This window comes from Thalassovita mangrovi (genome assembly GCF_009857745.1).
Taxonomy (GTDB): Bacteria; Pseudomonadota; Alphaproteobacteria; order Rhodobacterales; family Rhodobacteraceae; genus Thalassobius; species Thalassobius mangrovi.
Map to the genome: position 1 here is coordinate 696655 of NZ_WWEN01000002.1, position 17332 is coordinate 713986.

At 62.3% G+C, this 17332-nt stretch carries 16 protein-coding genes; 4 read left to right on the forward strand and 12 right to left on the reverse strand.

Features of this window, described 5'->3' with window-relative positions; all coding sequences use genetic code 11:
• Positions 1 to 87 precede the first annotated feature (87 nt).
• Complete coding sequence (locus GR167_RS05155; protein WP_160972358.1) at positions 88 to 726, reverse strand: ATP-dependent Clp protease proteolytic subunit; 639 nt, start codon at positions 724 to 726, stop codon at positions 88 to 90.
• Positions 727 to 975: 249 nt separating this feature from the next.
• On the opposite strand from GR167_RS05155, the gene GR167_RS05160 reads away from it, so the two are divergent.
• A complete protein-coding gene (locus GR167_RS05160) occupies positions 976 to 1983 on the forward strand; it encodes a GlxA family transcriptional regulator (protein ID WP_160972359.1) in 1008 nt (335 codons plus the stop codon).
• Between the two features lie 306 nt (positions 1984 to 2289).
• Here GR167_RS05160 and GR167_RS05165 read toward each other — a convergent pair whose 3' ends face one another.
• The 9 genes from GR167_RS05165 to GR167_RS05205 form a co-directional block, all read right to left on the reverse strand.
• Positions 2290 to 3375, reverse strand: a complete 1086-nt coding sequence (locus tag GR167_RS05165; RefSeq protein WP_160972360.1) for a c-type cytochrome — start codon at positions 3373 to 3375, stop codon at positions 2290 to 2292.
• On the reverse strand, positions 3359 to 4645 hold the full coding sequence (soxC, locus tag GR167_RS05170; RefSeq protein WP_160972361.1) for a sulfite dehydrogenase: 1287 nt from the start codon (positions 4643 to 4645) through the stop codon (positions 3359 to 3361). Before soxC ends, GR167_RS05165 begins: the two co-directional genes overlap by 17 nt.
• Positions 4646 to 4733: 88 nt before the next feature.
• Positions 4734 to 6437 (reverse strand): thiosulfohydrolase SoxB, encoded by a 1704-nt coding sequence (soxB, locus tag GR167_RS05175; RefSeq protein ID WP_160972362.1) that lies wholly within the window; start codon positions 6435 to 6437, stop codon positions 4734 to 4736.
• A gap of 144 nt (positions 6438 to 6581) precedes the next feature.
• Positions 6582 to 7436 carry a sulfur oxidation c-type cytochrome SoxA gene (soxA, locus tag GR167_RS05180; protein WP_160972363.1) on the reverse strand — a complete coding sequence of 285 codons (855 nt, stop codon included), beginning with the start codon at positions 7434 to 7436 and terminating at the stop codon, positions 6582 to 6584.
• A gap of 59 nt (positions 7437 to 7495) precedes the next feature.
• Complete coding sequence (gene soxZ / locus GR167_RS05185) at positions 7496 to 7825, reverse strand: thiosulfate oxidation carrier complex protein SoxZ (protein ID WP_160972364.1); 330 nt, start codon at positions 7823 to 7825, stop codon at positions 7496 to 7498.
• Between the two features lie 21 nt (positions 7826 to 7846).
• Positions 7847 to 8263 carry a thiosulfate oxidation carrier protein SoxY gene (gene soxY, locus GR167_RS05190; protein ID WP_160972365.1) on the reverse strand — a complete coding sequence of 139 codons (417 nt, stop codon included), beginning with the start codon at positions 8261 to 8263 and terminating at the stop codon, positions 7847 to 7849.
• A gap of 31 nt (positions 8264 to 8294) precedes the next feature.
• Positions 8295 to 8765 carry a sulfur oxidation c-type cytochrome SoxX gene (soxX, locus tag GR167_RS05195; RefSeq protein WP_160972655.1) on the reverse strand — a complete coding sequence of 157 codons (471 nt, stop codon included), beginning with the start codon at positions 8763 to 8765 and terminating at the stop codon, positions 8295 to 8297.
• A gap of 148 nt (positions 8766 to 8913) precedes the next feature.
• Entirely contained in the window at positions 8914 to 9501 is a 588-nt protein-coding gene (locus GR167_RS05200; protein WP_160972366.1) for a thioredoxin family protein, read from the reverse strand.
• Positions 9502 to 9520: 19 nt separating this feature from the next.
• Positions 9521 to 10261, reverse strand: coding sequence for a cytochrome c biogenesis CcdA family protein (locus GR167_RS05205; RefSeq protein ID WP_306419551.1), 741 nt, complete (start codon positions 10259 to 10261; stop codon positions 9521 to 9523).
• An 80-nt stretch (positions 10262 to 10341) separates the two neighbouring features.
• Here GR167_RS05205 and GR167_RS05210 point away from each other — a divergent pair, with 80 nt between their 5' ends.
• The 3 genes from GR167_RS05210 to GR167_RS05220 all read left to right on the forward strand — a co-directional run bounded on the left by GR167_RS05210 (position 10342) and on the right by GR167_RS05220 (position 12253).
• Positions 10342 to 10710, forward strand: coding sequence for a thioredoxin fold domain-containing protein (locus tag GR167_RS05210; protein ID WP_160972367.1), 369 nt, complete (start codon positions 10342 to 10344; stop codon positions 10708 to 10710).
• 98 nt (positions 10711 to 10808) lie between these two features.
• Positions 10809 to 11153 carry an ArsR/SmtB family transcription factor gene (locus tag GR167_RS05215; RefSeq protein WP_160972368.1) on the forward strand — a complete coding sequence of 115 codons (345 nt, stop codon included), beginning with the start codon at positions 10809 to 10811 and terminating at the stop codon, positions 11151 to 11153.
• A 41-nt stretch (positions 11154 to 11194) separates the two neighbouring features.
• The gene (locus GR167_RS05220; RefSeq protein ID WP_160972369.1) at positions 11195 to 12253 is read left to right on the forward strand and encodes a YeeE/YedE family protein; all 1059 of its coding nucleotides are present in this window, start codon (positions 11195 to 11197) and stop codon (positions 12251 to 12253) included.
• A 223-nt stretch (positions 12254 to 12476) separates the two neighbouring features.
• On the opposite strand, the gene GR167_RS05225 is transcribed toward GR167_RS05220, so the two are convergent.
• Both GR167_RS05225 and putA read right to left on the reverse strand, forming a co-directional pair.
• Positions 12477 to 13706 carry an acyl-CoA dehydrogenase family protein gene (locus GR167_RS05225; RefSeq protein ID WP_160972370.1) on the reverse strand — a complete coding sequence of 410 codons (1230 nt, stop codon included), beginning with the start codon at positions 13704 to 13706 and terminating at the stop codon, positions 12477 to 12479.
• A 143-nt stretch (positions 13707 to 13849) separates the two neighbouring features.
• A complete protein-coding gene (gene putA, locus GR167_RS05230) occupies positions 13850 to 17287 on the reverse strand; it encodes a bifunctional proline dehydrogenase/L-glutamate gamma-semialdehyde dehydrogenase PutA (RefSeq protein ID WP_160972371.1) in 3438 nt (1145 codons plus the stop codon).
• Positions 17288 to 17332 lie beyond the last annotated feature (45 nt).

Consider the following 17332-nt stretch of genomic DNA (forward strand, 5'->3'; position numbering starts at 1 on the left):
TGATCAGAGAGCTTATGACAGGCCCTTGGCCGCTACAATGCAAAAATATGACACAGGGCCGCCGGGGGCGGCCCCATGCCGACGCCGTTACGTGGCGCCCTTGTCGTCTTCCCCCGACGCCCGGCTGGACACGATTTCGTCGATCAGGCCCCAGGCCTTGGCTTCCTCGGGCGACATGAAGTTGTCGCGCTCGAGCGCCTGTTCGACTTTTTCCAGCGTCTGGTTGGTGTGGTGGACGTAGATTTCGTTCAGACGCTTCTTCAGTTTCAGCGTCTCTTCGGCGTGGATCATGATATCCGTCGCCTGGCCTTGGAAGCCGCCCGAGGGCTGGTGCACCATCACCCGGCTGTTGGGCAGCGAGAACCGCATCCCCGGCGCGCCCGCGGTCAGCAGCAGCGACCCCATCGAGGCCGCCTGGCCGATCACCAGGGTCGACACCTTGGGTTTGATGTACTGCATGGTGTCGTAGATCGACAGGCCGCTGGTCACCACGCCGCCCGGCGAGTTGATGTACATGCTGATTTCCTTGGACGGGTTTTCCGCCTCGAGGTGCAGCAGCTGCGCCACGATCAGGCTGGACATGCCGTCATGCACCGGACCGTTGACGAAAATGATGCGCTCTTTCAGCAGGCGCGAGAAGATGTCGTAGGCCCGTTCGCCGCGGGAGGTTTGTTCCACCACCATCGGGACCAGGGTGTTCATGTAAACTTCTAAGGGATCTTTCATTTCCGCCTGCCTGTTGCTTACCGTCATGATCATTATCGACCAAATCCGCATAGAATCTTAGTGCTGCGCCAAACCGACTACAAGGGCAGGACGTTCATTTGTCACAAACAGGGGGATCGGACGGCCAGTTGTCGCAATTCTTGCCAGCGGCGGCGCAAAACGTATAGGGTCGATTCCGGACCCGGCCTAATCCTTCTTGCGCCGGATCAGTTCCGGATTCCCGCCGTTTTGCCCGTTCCAAGACCAGAGATGCAACAAGACCACTTTATCCAGCGCGCGGCCACCGCCAATTTCCCGATGAAATTCGAAGGTGAACCGCAGGATTTCTATTTCCTGCTGCTGCCCAACACGACGATGCTGGCGGTGGCCTCGGCCATCGAACCGCTGCGGATCGCCAACCAGCTGACCAAATCGAAGCTCTATCGCTGGTTCACCATGACCGAAGACGGCGAACCGGTGCGTTGTTCGACCGGGGTCAAGGTGACCCCGGACATGGCGCTGGAACCCATGCCGGCCAATGCGATGGGATTCGTCTGTTCCTCCATCGCGCCGAATGGAATCGCCTCGGAAAAGACGATCAACTGGCTGCGCCGCGAAGACCGGTTCGGCCGGCCGCTGGGCGGTATCTGCACCGGTGCCTTCGCGCTGGCCGAGGCGGGGCTTTTGAACGGGCGGCGCTTCACCCTGCACTGGGAAAACCACGACGGATTCGCCGAGGCCTATCCCGAGCTGGTGCCCTCGCCCAATATCTATGAAATCGACGGCAAGGTGATGACCTGCGGCGGCGGCAATTCGGCGATCGACATGATGCTGGCGCTGATCGAGGAACGGCACGGGCCGGACCTGGCGACGCTGGTGGCCGACATGTGCCTGCACACGCGCACCGGGCCGGTCAATTCACCGCAGAAATCGGCGCGCTCCTTCACCATCGGCACCCGCAACCGCAACCTGCTGGAAGCGATCCGGGTGATGGAAAGCGCGCTGGAGGAACCGCTGTCGATGGCCGAGCTGTGCACCCGGCTGGGCGTGTCGCGGCGCCAGATCGAGCGGCTATTCAAACGCTACCTGGGGCAAAGCCCGATGTCCTATTACAACGGGCTGCGGCTGACCCGGGCCTACGGGTTTCTGAACGAAACCGACATGACGGTGACCGAAATCGCGGCGGCGACCGGGTTCCGCTCGTCCAGCCACCTGGCCCGCGCCTTCCGCAAGAAATATGGCAACAACCCCAATTCCTACCGCAAATACTGGCTGTGAGGCCGGGCAGAGCCGCTACCAGACGTCGGGGTCGATGCCCTGGCGCCTGAGCGTTTCGGGCTGATGGAAAACCATGACTGCATGTGCGTCCGTCGTCGCCTGGCCTGATCGCCAGCCCAGGCCAGGACCGGACCGACGGACACAAGTGCCCCGAGCCAGGGCAAGAAAGACAGCTCTTGGAATGAACAGACGCCTCACGAGCGTCGTTTCCCCCGAAATCGTGCCCCTATCACGTCAAACAGTGGCAAAAACACAAAACGGGGCCATCTTTCGATGGCCCCGCCTGCACTCGCTATGCGAAAATTTTTACTGGGAAACGGATTTCAGGTATTCCGTAACCGCCTTGATGTCGTCTTCCTTCTTCAGGCCGGCAAAGGACATCTTGGTCTTGTTGATGAAGTCCTTCGGCTTGCTCAGGAAGTGGGCCAGGTTTTCTTCGGTCCAGACACCGCCGGATTCGCCGAACTCCTGCATCCCCTTGGAATACTTGAAGCCCTCGATCGCACCGGCCGGGTGGCCGACGATACCGTTCAGAACCGGACCGGTCTTGTTCTTGGCGCCTTCGCCCACCTGGTGGCAGGCCTTGCACTTCTTGAAGACCTTTTCACCGGCCGCGACCAGTTCGGGGTCGAGAGCCGCGGTTTCGGTCGCAGCGGGCTCGGCTGCCGGTTCCGCCGCAGGCTCTTCAGCCTTGGCTTCCTCAACCGGGGCAGCGGTTTCTGCCGGTGCTTCTTCAGCAGCAGCTTCTTCCGCGGCGCCTTCCTCTTCCGGGGTCACGTCCAGAACCGTGGCGCGCATGGTGATCTTCACCTCGCCTTCCTTGCAGTTTTCCATGCAAGGTTCGGTCCAGAAATGCGCCTCGGACGTGTTGCGGTCATCGACGATGAACCCGCCCGCGTTGGGCATTTCCACATCCAGGAAGTTTTCGTTCGACAGAACGAAGTCGTCTTCGACCAGGTAGTTCGAATACAGGATGTAGGCCACGATCGCATAGACGTCGTCATCGCTCATGGTCTGAGCGGCACCGAACGGCATCGAACGGCGGACATAGTCGTACACGGTCGACAGGTAGGGCCAGTAGGACCCCACGGTCTTCAGCGGGTCCTTGTCGGCCAGGGAGCCTTCGCCACCGGCCAGTTTCGGCCAGTTGCCGGAACCTTCGGCGAATTCACCGTGGCAGACGGCGCAGTTTTCGATGAAAACCACTTCACCGTCTTCGACCGACCCCGAACCGACCGGCAGGCCGGATCCGTCGGGATGCACGTCGAGGTTCCAGGCGGCGATTTCTTCCGGCAGCGCCTCGCGGCCCAGGCCCAGCTTCCCGGCCAGGGCCGGCGACGCGGTCATGGCGACCAGTGCGGAACCGATCAGGAGATTACGATACTTCGACATTTTCGGCCTCCCCATCTGCCTTGACCCACCAGGTCTGAATGCAGTTGTTGTGATACACAGAGTTTTCGCCACGGACTTCGCGCAGCATTGCCTTGGTCGGCTGGACATAGCCGGTTTCATCCATGGCACGCGACTGCAGGAACATTTCTTCGCCGTTCCACTCGGTGTCGAGATAGAAGCGGGTCAGAGCCATCGGCTGACCGGGGTTGGCCAGACGCGCGGTTTCCCAAGTCTTGCCGCCGTCCTTGGACACGTCGACGCGGGTGATCGCGCCACGGCCCGACCAGGCCAGACCGGTGATGACCAGCGGGCCCTTGCCATGCTTGATCGGCGATTGCGGGCTGGGCGAGGTGACGACCGATTTGGCGTCCATGACCCAGGTCCACTTGCGGCTGGTGCCGTCTTCCAGCGTGTCGGTGTATTTCGAGGTCTCTTCGCGGCTTTCGACCGCAGAGTCCGAAACTTCGATACGACGGATCCACTTGACCCACATGTTGCCTTCCCAGCCGGGAACGACCAGACGCGCGGGGTAACCGTGTTCCTTGCGCAGCGCTTCGCCGTTGGCCTTGAAGGCGATCATGCAGTCGTCCAGCGCCTTTTCCATCGGGATCGAGCGGCCGTTCGAGGACGCGTCGGCGCCTTCGACATAGACCCATTTGTCCTTCAGGTCGCCGGCGGCGTTCAGGCCCGCCTCTTCCAGCAGGGTGCGCAGGGTCACGCCGGAATATTCCATGTTATGGATCATGCCGTGGGTGAACTGGGCGCCGTTCAGCTGTGCGCCGGCCCATTCCATTCCGGTGTTCGCCGCGCATTCCAGGAAGAAGGTTTTGTTGACGCGCGGGAAGCGTTCCAGGTCTTCGTAGGTGAAGACCAGCGGCGTGTCGACCAGGCCGTTGATCATCAGCCGGTAGTCTTCCTTGCGCAGCTCGATCGCGCCCGAGTGGTGGCGTTCGAACGCACAGCCCTGCGGGGTGATGGTGCCGTCCAGCGCGTGGATCGGCGAGAAGTTGATCGAGCTGATCGTGTCGGCGGTCAGCCATTCGACGTTGCGACGGATCACATCGTCTTCGTATTTGATCGGCAGGCCGTAGGGCGTTGCATCGACACCTTCGCCGGTGCCCATTGCCCATTCCTGCTTTTCGGTGATCAGGGGATCGGGGCCAGCAGCGTTTGCTGCCCCGGCTCCGGCTACTACCCCCGCCGTCGACGCCAGCGTCCCTTTCAGGAACGCGCGCCGCGAGGGCTTCTTGCCAGTGAAGCGGACGGTCATTTGTCTTTGCCTCCTAGTTAAATCATCAAATTCATTTGCGTGAATTTGTTATGGACAGTAATGCGCCAAGAGGTCGCGGTTGGGGCTTTTAAGCCCCAACCACCTTAACGTTGTCGCGCGGTTGCACCGAGACGGTGCCTTGCTTGCGGATATGGCTTTCGACCACATCCCAGATTTGCGGGCCTTCGGTGCCTTCGTTCACGCTGGCCCAGCCGGCAACCACATAGGTCTTGGCCGGATCGACCGATTCGCCGGTCTTCAGCATGGTCAGACCGCTGATCCGTTCGCCTTGCGGCTTGGTCACGTCGATCGTGTAGCCCATGCCGCCGATGCGGACCATGTCACCGCCCTGCTGGTAGTAGGGATCGGTGTTGAACAGGTTGTCGGCCACGTCTTCCAGAACCACCTTGATGTACTCGCCGGTCATTTCGGTCCGGTAAGCTTCACCATAGGTCATCGAGGTCACGTTCCAGATGTCTTCGCGGGTGATGTCCTGACCCGGCAGGATCGACGGACCCCAGCGGACGCCCGGCGACATGGCGATATCGGCTTCGCGTTCGCTCAGCAGCGCGTCGCAGATCAGGTCGTCCCAGGTGCCGTTGAAGTTGCCGCGGCGATACAGAACGCTGGCATCGTCGGTGCGGCCGATCACTTCGGACATCTTGTCCAGGTGCGGCGCGCGCTGTTCGTCGATCAGCTTGGTCACCACCGGATCGGGGGTGATCACGTCCGAGAAGATCGGGATCAGCTTGTGGCGGAAGCCCATCATGCGGCCGTCACGCACGTCCAGATCGACGCGGCTGACGAATTTGCCGTTCGAGCCCGACGCGATGATGATCGTCTCGCCGACCAGGACCGGTTCGGGAACCGCGTCATGGGTGTGGCCCGACAGGATCACGTCGATACCTTTGACGCGGGACGCCATCTTCTTGTCCACGTCGAAGCCGTTGTGGCTCAGCAGCACGACCAGCTCGGCGCCTTCGCCGCGTGCCTCGTCGACGACTTCCTGCATCCGCTCGTCACGGATACCGAAGCTGTACTCGGGGAACATCCAGCGCGGGTTGGCGATCGGCATGTAGGGGAAGGCCTGACCGACAACGGCGATTTTCACGCCACCGCGTTCGAACATCTTGTAGGGGGCGAAATCTTCCGCCGGTTCGTCCCACTCGGCGTCGAAGATGTTGGCGCCCAGGGCCGCGAAGGGCAGGTCCTGCACGATTTCGCGCACGCGTTCGCTGCCCAGGGTGAATTCCCAGTGGAAGGTCATCGCATCAGGCTTCAGCGCGTTCATCACGTTGACCATGTCCTGGCCTTCGGTGTGATAGCAGGTGTAGGAGCCGTGCCAGGTGTCGCCGCCATCCAGCAGCAGCGCGTCGGGACGGTCTGCGCGGATCGCGTTGATCACGGTGGACACGCGATCCAGACCACCGACCTTGCCATAGCCACGGGCCAGCGAGGTGAAGTCGTCATAGGTCAGCGCATAGGCCGAGGGAGACCCGTCTGCGATGCCGTACATCTTGCGGAAATCGGCGCCGGTGATGTGCGGCACCTGCCCGCGGGCAGCGCCAACACCGAGGTTGATTTCGGGTTCACGGAAATAGATCGGCTTCAGCTGAGCGTGAATATCGGTGATGTGAATCAGCGATACGTTGCCGAAAGTATCGAATTCCAGCAGCTGATCCTGAGTCAGTTTCTGCTGTGCGGCGAGGCGGGCCCAGTTACCGAAACCGGATGCGCCAAGCATCGCGGATGCAGCCATTGAGACCTGGAGGAAGTCGCGGCGGGAGATCATTGCACAAAGCTCCGAACAGTTATAGTAAACCAAGCCCCTGACCCTATGGACCAGAGGTTAGGCCAGTTTCTGACCTGAATTCAACCTGCTGAGATTTATAGTTGTTGTCCGGGGGCACCTTCTGCGGCGCCCCCGGAAGGTATCTTAGTTACGCACCGACGGTCCTTCGACCGACAGCCCGTTGCCGCGGCTTGCGACATAGAGTTCCAGCGCGAGGAAATCCTCGCTGCCCGGCTTGTAGGTTTCGGCACGGGTATCGCGCACGCACCCCTTGAAGCGGCCCTGCGGGGTGGTCAGCTTCGTGTCCTTGAGACGGTACACCGGGAAGGCGTTGATCTGACCCTGGCTGAGGTGGTCAGCGCGGATCATGTTGCCGTAGTTTTGCTCGTGGCAGCTTGCGCAGGACAGGTCCAGCTGACCGGTGCGGGTGTAGAACATTTCCTTGCCCTTTTCCCACATCGCCTTGGCCGGTCCGTCGATCGCCACATTGACCGGCATACCGCGCGACACCGAAGCGATCAGCGCTTCCATGTCCTTGGCGGGACCCGCGTCATAACCCCAGGCTTCGGCGCCCATCCGGTTGGTGCGGCAGTCGTTGAACTGCATCTGCAGGTTGCGAACTTCGCCAGCGGCTTCGTTCCACTTCGGATAGACCGCCTTGACGCCCTTCATGCTTTCCGCGACATCGCCGTGGCAGGAGGCGCAGGACTTGCCTTCGCTACCGTCAACGGTTTCCCAAACGCCCATGGCGTTTTCGACAAACAGCATACCGGGATTGTCGAAATCGTCCATTTCCATTGCCTGGGTGGCGTCGTCACGGAAATGCCAGCCCGACATGATTTCGTCCAGCGCACCTTCAAGGTGTGCCGGCGCCGGGGCCTTGGTCACGATTTCAATTTCGCCGTTGATGACCAGGCTGTCATCATCCGCATCCGCCATACCCAGCGTCGGAACCGACAAGGCCAGGACTGCGATTGCGCTCATTGGCTTGAATTTCATCTAGCTTCCTCCCTGTATAAGCTGCCTTGCCCCCGGGAAGGGACAAGGCGCTATTATTATTAAGCGACTTCTACCGGCTTGGCGTCTTCGTAGACCGACCCGTCATCGTCATACCAGGTGAACTTGAATTCACCGGCTTCGGGCACGATGGCCTCGAATTCGAAATAGGGGTTGGTCGAGATCGCCGGCTCCAGGGTCACGTCGATGACGGACTTGCCGTTGAACTCGCAAGTGAAGCGATTGATGATCGAACGCGGAATGATCGAACCATCCTTGTTCTTGCGCTGACCCGATTCCATCTTGTGGCTGATCAGGGTTTTCAGCGTGACGGTTTCGCCAGCTGCGGCCTTTTTCGGGGCCTTGACGCGGGGTTTTACACCTTCTGCCATTTTTCTTCTCCTTGAACCTGATTAGCCGCCGCAGCCGCCGATGGTGACCTTAACGGTCGAAGCAGCCTTCGCGAAGGAACCGTCAGCCATTTTGGCGATGGCGACGACGTCCTGGGTGCCGGCCAGACGGATACGAGTCGATGCCGACTGCGAACCGGCCAGTTCGCCGAACTTGAAGGTTGCCACGCCCGGGGTCGGGTTGCCGGTCGCCAGCAGCAGGATTTCGCTTGCGCCTGCAGCTTCGACCGAAACCGGAACGGTGTTACCGTTTTCGGCGATTTCGGGCGCGGTCAGGTTGACACCGCCTTCGGCAACGTCTGCGCCACCGGTGAAGGCGGCAATTGCGTCTTCAGCAGCCGCGTTGACCTGGAACGGCAGAACGGTCAGTGCCGCGGCCCCCAGCCCAAGCGCCAGCGTATCGCGTCTTGAGAATTCCATATTTAACTCCATTACTTACTGGTCAACCCGATCACTCTTTCAGAGTGCTCAGGAACGCGACCACGTCTTCGATTTGCTGAGCCGACAACAGCGGATCCAGCGGACCGTCCGGCGCTTTGCCGGTATAGGCGTTACCCGGACGGGTAAACCCGTCGGTTTTGAAATAGGCCGGCATGACCGTGCCTTCATAGGTCATCTTTGCATTGACAAGGATGCCGCGCAGCTGGGTTGCATCCCAACGATCGGCGACCCCATCCAGCATCGGACCTACGTTCCCCGGGAAGGGGGCATCCAGCGTGGAAACCTCGTGACAGGCAACGCAGTTCCCCATGCTTTTGGTGGAAAAGATCTTGGCGCCCTCTTCAGGGTTGCCGGCCACGCCCGTCAGCGAAGCCTCAACGCCGCCATCTTCATTGAAAACCACGTCTGCATAGGTGACCGGGTTGGCGCTTGCCGTCCCGGCAGCGAGCAGTGCCGCCAGTGTCAGTGTTGAAAGCCTCATGATTCCTCCCTTGGCTACCAGTTCTTTGGCTGTGTTAGCTTGGTGTACGGTAGTCGACAAAGGACCCGGACGCAACATCAAATTCACAGAAGTGAATTTCATTTGAAACCCCCAAACCCCTATCTACGTTACGAATTATGTATCTGCGCTACTGATTATTCCGCTCGGAAATCTTGCGCGCATGGTAGCGTTGAAAATCCTCACCGTTATCAAGCAGGTATCGTTTTTCGTTCACCCAGACGAACATATCATAGGTTGTCTGCTTTCCGAAAGCCCCCGGCATCATTGCAACGGCCGCTTGCGGCGCGGGCACGCCTTCGGGCACCTCTTCGGGGAAGAAAAGAACGGTCGGGGTGAACAGAATCCCCCATTTGCGCATCATCGCGGACTGTTCCATTTCCTCGCCATCGAAATCGGTCGCCGAATCGTTGCCGTGCAGATTGAGCTGCACCACGAAGAAGTTTTCCGAGATGTAGTCGGAAACCCACGGATCGGGATAGATCTCCTCGTGCATCTTCTTGCAGTAGATGCAGCCGCGCTGCTCCACCATCACCGCCAGCCGCTTGCCTTCGGCGTTGGCCTCGGCCAGGTCCTCGCGCAGGTCCTTGAAGGTGTCGCGCATCCAGGGCTCCTTGTGCAGCCCGTCATCGCCGATCTCGGCCGCCCAGGCCGGCAGCGCCGCGTTCAGCCCCACCGCCAGCCCCGCCGCCAGCAATCCCCGTTTGGTCAGTTTCATATCAACCCTCCCTACTCTCTCAAATCGACTGGAAGCTTGGGAAGGCTTCCAGCATCCAATTGGCAATCTCGTTGACCGACCCCGTCAGGATCAGGATCGCGAACAGGATCAGCAGCGCCCCCATCACCTTTTCCATCTTACCCAGATGCTGACGGAAACGGCCGGCAAATTTCATGAACGGCGCCGTGAACAGCGCCGCGATAATGAAGGGCAGCACCACGCCCGCCCCGAAGACGACCACCATGAGCAATCCCTGCCAGGCGGTGTCATCGGTGCTGGCCATCATGAACACCCCGGTCAGAACGCCGCCCACGCAGGGCGTCCAGCCCGCCATGAAGGCCACGCCCACGAAATAGGAACTCAGCACCGTCATATTGGCGGTGTCGCCGGCATTCATCTGGAACTGGCGATCCAGGAACCCGATCCGGAAGACGCCGAGGAAATGCAGCCCCATGATAAGGACGATCCCGGCCGCCACATAGCTGAACCAATCCATGTTCTGCTTGAACAGCGTGCTGACCGCGAAGGCCCCTGCCCCGAGAATGGTGAAGACGGTCATCATCCCCAGCGAAAACATCACCGCTGCCGCGATCAGGCGCATCCGCGCGCCCGGCGCCAATTCTCCATCTCCGGTGATCTGATTCATGCCCACCCCTGCCATGTAAGACAGGTAAAACGGTACAATCGGCAAAATACACGGCGAAAAAAACACGACGATTCCGCCAACAAATGCGCTCCAAAGGCTGATATCCATCAGCATTAGCGCTCCTCCCTTGAACAATTCACATATTCATATTACGTTGTTTAAAATACTTGCGTCAATCTAATGTATACCGTGCCATGCAGATTATTTTTCGCTTTCTCGCCCCGTTCATTCTGATCCTTGCCCCGGCTTTGACGCAGGCGGCAGAACTGATCATGGTCGAACGCCAAGGGTGCCATTACTGCCTCGCATGGAAGAAGGACCTGGGTCCGATCTATCCCAATACCGCTGCCGGTCAATACGCGCCGCTGCGCATCATCGACATCGCCGATGACGTTCCCGAAGACCTCAGTTTCGACCGCAAGATCGTTTTCACCCCCACTTTCGTGCTGGTCGAGGACGGCAAGGAAATCGGCAGGATCGAAGGTTATCCGGGCGAAGATTTCTTCTGGGGCCTGCTGGAAATGATGCTCAAAGCCAAGACAGATTTCGGCGGAGCGACCTGAAAATGGCGTCTGAACGCCGCGTCGGGCTGGACGAAGAGCCCCAAATTGGGCAGAAGGGCCCAGATTTAAGCGCGGAACAGACTTGCCCGAGGTGTTGCATGGGATTGCCGATGTTTGACGACACCATAACCGAAGAAGAAATGGACCTGATCGTGGACAACGCGACCACGGCGTCCAATTTCCTCAAAGCCGTCAGCCACGAAGGCCGGCTGATGATCCTGTGTCACCTGGTGACCGGGGAAAAATCGGTGACCGAACTCGAAGAATTGCTGTCGGCCCGCCAGGCGGCCGTTTCGCAGCAGCTGTCGCGCCTGCGGCTCGAAGGGCTGGTGATCCCGCGCCGCGAAGGCAAGGCGATCTACTATCGATTGGCCGATGACCGCCCCCGCCGTATACTGGAACTGGTTTACGAATTGTTCTGCACCGACACGGCCCGCGGCTGAACAGCCCGGTCTCCGCGTCCGGTCAAGGGAGAGACCCTTTCATGCTTGATCTACTCGGTGAGGAACTAGCCGTTGCCCTGGTCGGGCTGTTCGGCGGCGTATTGCTGGGCCTGGCGGCGCGACTGGGCCGCTTCTGCACCATGGGCGCGATCGAAGACGTGCTCTATGGCGGTTCGAGCCGGCGCATGCGGATGTGGATCCTGGCCATCGGCGTGGCGGTGATCGGCGGCTTCGGGCTGTCCGCGCTCGGGCTGCTGCGCACCGAAGACACCTATTACCTGTCGATCCGCTGGATGCCGGTCGCCTCGATCCTGGGCGGGCTCATGTTCGGCTATGGCATGGCGCTGGCGGGCAATTGCGGCTACGGCTCGATCGCGCGGCTGGGCGGCGGCGACCTGCGCGCCTTCGTCATCGTGGTGGTGATGGGGGTGAGCGCCTATGTGGTGCTGTCGGGGCCGCTGGCCGGGCTGCGGGTGATGATTTTCCCCCAGCAGGACGTGGTCAACGACGTGCCGCCGGGCCTGGCCCATATGATCGGCAACTGGACCGGGATGCCGGTCAATGCGATCGGCCTGATCATCGGCGTGCTGATCACCCTCGCCGCGCTGGCCAGCAAGGATCTGCTGTCCGATCCCAAGGCCATCTTCTGGTCGGTGGTAGTCGGCGTCGCCGTCACCTCGGGCTGGGCCGGCAGTTCCTGGGTCGCCACCCACGGCTTCGAGGAAGTCCCGGTGGTGTCGCATAGTTTTTCCGCCCCGGTGGGCGAAAGCCTGCTCTACCTGATGACCGCCTCGGCGCGGCTGCCCTCCTTCGCGGTGGGATCGGTGGCCGGCGTGGCGCTCGGCGCCTTCATCGGGTCGCTGTTCAAGGGGCATTTCCGCTGGGAAGCCTGCGAGGATCCGCGCGAATTGCGCCGCCAGATCACCGGCGCGATCCTGATGGGCGTCGGCGCGGTGCTGGCGCTTGGCTGCACCATCGGCCAGGGCGTGTCGGCGTTTTCGATGCTGGCCTTTTCCGCCCCCGTCACCTTCGCGGCGATCTTCGCCGGTGCCGCCTTTGGCTTGCGCCAGCTGATCGAGGGCTTCCAGCCCGCCGAGTAACGGCCACCCTTTCCCAACAGAGCGCCTGCGGCGCACAGGCTTTGCTTCGCCTTGCGACGAAGCGGATCGGGGGCGCTGCCCACCGTCGTGGCAAGCCACGACTCCCCCCGGGATATTTGAAAACAGAAGAAGAAAAGCCCCCCTGCTTTCATCTTGGTGAAAATACCTTGGGGGGGTGAATTGGCCAAAGGCCAAGAGGGGGGCCAAGGCCCCCCTCCCGTTTTCAGACTTTTTGCTGCGTGTATTTACGCAGCTCGGAGCGCGCAATCTGGCGGCGGTGCACCGCGTCGGGACCGTCGGCCAGCCGCAGGGTCCGCACATGGGTCCATTTATGCGCCAGCGGCGTGTCTTGGCTGATCCCTTGGGCGCCGAAGATCTGCGACGCCTCGTCGATCACCTTCAGCGCCATGCGCGGCGCCACCGTCTTGATCATCGAAATCCACGGCGCGGCAGCGCGGGCATCGCCCTGGTCCATGTACCACGCAGCCTTCAGGCACAGCAGCCGGGCCTGTTCGATCTCCATCCGGCATTCGGCGATGATGTCGTAATTGGCGCCCAGATGCGCGATCGCCTTGCCGAAGGCTTCTCGCTCCAGCGACCGTTTGCACATCAGTTCCAGCGCCGATTCCGCCTGGCCGATGGCGCGCATGCAGTGGTGGATGCGCCCCGGTCCAAGCCGGCCTTGCGAAATCTCGAAGCCGCGGCCTTCGCCCAGCAGCAGGTTTTCCGCTGGCACCCGCACGTCGGTGAAACGCATATGCATATGGCCGTGCGGCGCGTCGTCGGCGCCATAGACCTGCATCGGGCGGATGATTTCAATCCCTTCGGATTTCGCATCCACCACGATCATGCTGTGGCGCTGGTGTTTCGGCTGCTCTTCGCCGCCGGTCTTCACCATCACGATATAGACGGCACAGCGCGGATCGCCCGCACCCGACGCCCACCATTTTTCGCCGTTCAGCACGTATTCGTCGCCGTCACGGACGCAGGACATCGAAATGTTGGTGGCATCCGAGGACGCGACATCGGGTTCGGTCATGCAATAGGCCGAGCGGATTTCCCCCGCCAGCAGCGGCATCAGCCACTTTTCCTTCAGCGCAGGCGTACCGTAGCGTTCCAGCACTTCCATGTTGCCGGTATCGGGGGCGGAACAGTTGAACACTTCCGCGCCCAGCGGCGTCTTGCCCATTTCCTCGGCGAAATAGGCGTATTCGACGGTGGAGAGCCCGAAGCCCTTGTCACTGTCGGTCAGCCAGAAATTCCACAACCCCTCGGCCTTGGCCTTGGCCTTCAGCCCTTCGAGGATTTCCGATTGCCGCTCGGTATATTGCCAACGATCGCCCTTGGCGATCTCGGCCTCGTATTCCTCGTTCAGCGGCTCGATCTCGTCGCGCACCATCGCTGCGACGCGGTCCAGCAGCTTCCGGTTCTCCTCCCGAATCCCGAAATCCATGTCTCCTCCCTCATTCCTCTATGCGAAAATAGGTTCCGCAGATTTTAGATCATGCCGGGAAGGAAATGGAAAGCGCGAAAGTGACAGGGGTCACCCCGGGACGGGGTTACCCTACGTCGCTTTCGCGCCCGGGGCCAGAGGGATCAGAGCGTTTCCTCGCCCGCCAGCAGGCTGGCATTGCCGCCCGCCGCGGTGGTGTCGACGCATAGATGCCGTTCGTGCAGCGCGTGGGCCGCGTCGGGCCGGCCGGTGATCAGCGGGAGGATCGGGCCGTCGCGCTCGGCCAGCGCCCGGGCGTAGTCGCGGGCGGTGTCCGCCCCGCCCCACCAGATCACGCCGGAGATGCCCGCGATGTCGCGCAGCAGGTCGGCGGGCACGGCCCCGGATACGGCCTGGGCCGCGCCGCCGAGCGCCTCGATCCGCGCCGCCTGTTCGCGCGCCGCCTCCGCACCCGGACCAAGGCACAGGACCGGATCGCGCGGGACAAGCGTCAGCCGGTTCATTTCCCCGGTCGGGCCCGGCAGGTCGATCTGGCGCGGCGCGGCGGCGGGTTTGGCGGCGGCGATGTCGGCGGCTAGATGCGCGGCGGAAACCTCCGCGCCCGTTTCATCCTCGACGGTATCGACGGCAGCACGGGTGAAGCGCGGCAAGTAATGCGGCCCGCCCGCCTTCGGCCCGGTGCCGGACAGGCCCTCGCCACCGAAGGGCTGGCTGCCGACGATGGCGCCGATCTGGTTGCGGTTGACGTAGATGTTGCCGGCATGGACCTGATCGGCCACCTCCTGCACCCGGGTGTCGATCCGCGTATGCAGCCCGAAGGTCAGCCCGTAACCGGTGGCGTTCACGTCCGCGATCACCTGATTGACCTCCCCCGCCTTGAACGTCGCCAGATGCAGGACGGGGCCGAAGACCTCGCGCTCCAGATCGGCGATGCCGGTCACCTTGATCAGGGTCGGGGCGACGAAAGAGCCCCTGCCCGGTTCGTTCAGCGCATGCAGAACCCGGCCTTGTTCGCGCGCAGCGCCGATATAGGCGTTGATCTCGTCCCGCGCGGCCGCGGTGATGACCGGGCCGATATCGGTATCCAGCGCCCAGGGATCGCCCAGCGACAGTTCCTCCATCGCGCCGATCAACATCTTGCGGAACGCCGGTTCGATGTCTTCCTGTACGTAAAGGCAGCGCAGCGCCGAACAGCGCTGGCCGGCCGACTGGAAGGCCGAGGCGACAACATCGCGCACCGCCTGTTCCGGCAATGCGGTGCTGTCCACGATCATCGCGTTCAGCCCGCCGGTTTCGGCAATCAGCGGCGCGCCGGGGGCCATGGTTCCGGCCATTGCGCCCTGGATCATCCGCGCCGTCGCGGTCGATCCGGTGAAGGCCACGCCCTGCACGCGCGGGTCGGAGGTCAGCGCGCGACCGACCACCCGGCCCTCGCCCGGCAGCAATTGCAGCGCCGAGGCCGGGACGCCCGCCTTGTGCAGCAGCCGCACCGCGAAGCAGGCGATCAGCGGCGTGGTTTCGGCGGGCTTCGCCAGCACACCGTTCCCGGCAGCCAGCGCCGCCGCGATCTGGCCGGTGAAGATCGCCAGCGGGAAGTTCCACGGGCTGATGCAGGTGAAGACGCCGCGGGCGGGGTTTTCCAGCCTTTCCGCCTGCGCTGCGTAATAGCGCAGGAAATCCACCGCCTCGCGCAATTCGCCCACCGCGTCGGGCAGCGACTTGCCTGCCTCGCGCGCCAGCAGGGCGAAGATTTCGCCGAAATGGTCCTCATAGAGGTCAGCGGCCCGGCGCAGCGTTTCAGCCCGTTTCGCCACCGGCGCAGACCACGGTTTCGCCGCCGCCAGGGCGGTTTCGACATCCTTGGCGCTGGCCAGGACCACCTTGCCGATCACCGCGCCACTGGCCGGGTTATGCGCGTCATGCCTTGCACCGCCCTGCACCGGCCCCGCGATCAACGGTTCGGCGCGGTCGGGAAGATCGATGTCGCGCGCCGCCTCGATCCGGGCAAGCTCGGTCGTGTCGAACAGATCGAACCCGGCGGAGTTGCGGCGGCTGTCGCCGAACAGGTCCGGCCCGGTGGCGATGCGTGCACCCGTTGCCATTTCGTCTTCAAGCGCGTCGAAGGGACAGGCGGCGACCACCGAGGCCGGGATATCTTCGTCCACGATCTGGTTCACGAAGGAGGAATTGGCGCCGTTTTCCAGCAGCCGCCGCACCAGATAGGCCAGCAGGTCGCGATGCGCCCCCACCGGCGCGTAGATTCGGCAGTGGGTGCCCTCGTCGCGCAGCACCAGGTCGTGCAGCGCCTCGCCCATGCCGTGCAGGCGCTGAAATTCGTAAGCCGCTTTCGGCAGGTCCCCGGCCATGTCCAGCACGGCGGCGACCGTATGGGCGTTATGGGTGGCGAATTGCGGATAGATGCGGTCGGTCAGGCCCAGCAATTTGCGCGCGTTGGCGATATAGCTGACATCGGTGGCGGATTTGCGGGTGAAAACCGGGAAATCACGCAGCCCCTCGACCTGCGTATGCTTGATCTCGGTATCCCAATAGGCGCCCTTCACCAGCCGCACCATGATACGGCGATCCAGCTTTTCGGCCATTTCATACAGCCCATCGATCACATCCGGCGCGCGGCGGCCATAGGCCTGCACGACGACGCCGAACCCGTCCCAGCCGGTCAGCTCGGGATCGGCCAGCACGGTTTCTATCACCTTCAGCGACAGGCCCAGCCGGTCGGCTTCCTCGGCGTCGATGTTGAAGCCCATGCCCGCCTTGGCCGCCTGCCGCGCCAGATCGCGCAGTACAGGCACCAGTTCGGCCATCACCCGGTCGGTCTTGGCGACCTCGTAACGCGGATGCAGCGCCGACAGCTTGACCGAGATACCGGGGTTTGACCGGATATCGCCGGAGGTGCAGCCCTTCGCGATGGCGGCGATGGCAGCGGCGTAAGAGGCCGCATAGCGCTTGGCGTCCTCGGCCGTCATCGCCGCCTCGCCCAGCATGTCGTAGGAATAGCTGTATCCCTTCGACTCCTGCCCCTTGGCGCGGTCCATCGCCGATTTGATGTCCTGGCCCAGCACGAATTGCCGCCCCATTTCGCGCATCGCGCGGCCCACGGCGGTGCGGATCACCGGTTCGCCCAGCCGCTTGACCGCCTGTCGCATATGCCCCGCCAATCCCGGCGCCTCGGCCTTCAGCACCCGGCCCGTCAGCATCAGCCCCCAGGTCGAGGCATTGACCAAGGGCGAGGCCGAATGGCCCAGATGCTTGCCCCAGTCGGACGGCGCGATCTTGTCCTCGATCAGCGCGTCGATGGTCACGGAATCGGGCACCCGCAGCAGCGCCTCGGCCAGGCACATCAGCGCGATGCCTTCCTCGGTCGACAGCCCGTATTCGGCCAGGAACACCTCCATCAGCCCCGGTTTGGCATCGTTTCGGATGCGGCTGACCAGGGTTTCGGCACGTTTGGAAATCGCTTCGCGCTGCGCGGCGTCCAGATTGGCCATCGCGACCAGCGCGGTCACGGCGTCGGTTTCGTTCAGGCGTTTGTTGCGGTCCCAACGGGGGTCAAGGTCGATCATGCTGGCCTCGGGCGGAAAGATGTTGCGTTATGACAAGGATACTCC

What these genes read in the sequence shown, in the direction of transcription:
- GR167_RS05215 (WP_160972368.1), top strand. Translation starts at nt 10,809, where the DNA reads ATGGGATTGCCGATGTTTGACGACACCATAACCGAAGAAGAAATGGAC.
- GR167_RS05165 (WP_160972360.1), bottom strand. Translation starts at nt 3,375, where the DNA reads ATGTCGAAGTATCGTAATCTCCTGATCGGTTCCGCACTGGTCGCCATG.
- GR167_RS05200 (WP_160972366.1), bottom strand. Translation starts at nt 9,501, where the DNA reads ATGAAACTGACCAAACGGGGATTGCTGGCGGCGGGGCTGGCGGTGGGG.
- putA (WP_160972371.1), bottom strand. Translation starts at nt 17,287, where the DNA reads ATGATCGACCTTGACCCCCGTTGGGACCGCAACAAACGCCTGAACGAA.
- soxB (WP_160972362.1), bottom strand. Translation starts at nt 6,437, where the DNA reads ATGATCTCCCGCCGCGACTTCCTCCAGGTCTCAATGGCTGCATCCGCG.
- soxX (WP_160972655.1), bottom strand. Translation starts at nt 8,765, where the DNA reads ATGAGGCTTTCAACACTGACACTGGCGGCACTGCTCGCTGCCGGGACG.
- GR167_RS05205 (WP_306419551.1), bottom strand. Translation starts at nt 10,261, where the DNA reads ATGCTGATGGATATCAGCCTTTGGAGCGCATTTGTTGGCGGAATCGTC.
- soxY (WP_160972365.1), bottom strand. Translation starts at nt 8,263, where the DNA reads ATGGAATTCTCAAGACGCGATACGCTGGCGCTTGGGCTGGGGGCCGCG.
- GR167_RS05160 (WP_160972359.1), top strand. Translation starts at nt 976, where the DNA reads ATGCAACAAGACCACTTTATCCAGCGCGCGGCCACCGCCAATTTCCCG.
- GR167_RS05220 (WP_160972369.1), top strand. Translation starts at nt 11,195, where the DNA reads ATGCTTGATCTACTCGGTGAGGAACTAGCCGTTGCCCTGGTCGGGCTG.
- GR167_RS05155 (WP_160972358.1), bottom strand. Translation starts at nt 726, where the DNA reads ATGAAAGATCCCTTAGAAGTTTACATGAACACCCTGGTCCCGATGGTG.
- soxZ (WP_160972364.1), bottom strand. Translation starts at nt 7,825, where the DNA reads ATGGCAGAAGGTGTAAAACCCCGCGTCAAGGCCCCGAAAAAGGCCGCA.
- GR167_RS05225 (WP_160972370.1), bottom strand. Translation starts at nt 13,706, where the DNA reads ATGGATTTCGGGATTCGGGAGGAGAACCGGAAGCTGCTGGACCGCGTC.
- soxA (WP_160972363.1), bottom strand. Translation starts at nt 7,436, where the DNA reads ATGAAATTCAAGCCAATGAGCGCAATCGCAGTCCTGGCCTTGTCGGTT.
- soxC (WP_160972361.1), bottom strand. Translation starts at nt 4,645, where the DNA reads ATGACCGTCCGCTTCACTGGCAAGAAGCCCTCGCGGCGCGCGTTCCTG.
- GR167_RS05210 (WP_160972367.1), top strand. Translation starts at nt 10,342, where the DNA reads ATGCAGATTATTTTTCGCTTTCTCGCCCCGTTCATTCTGATCCTTGCC.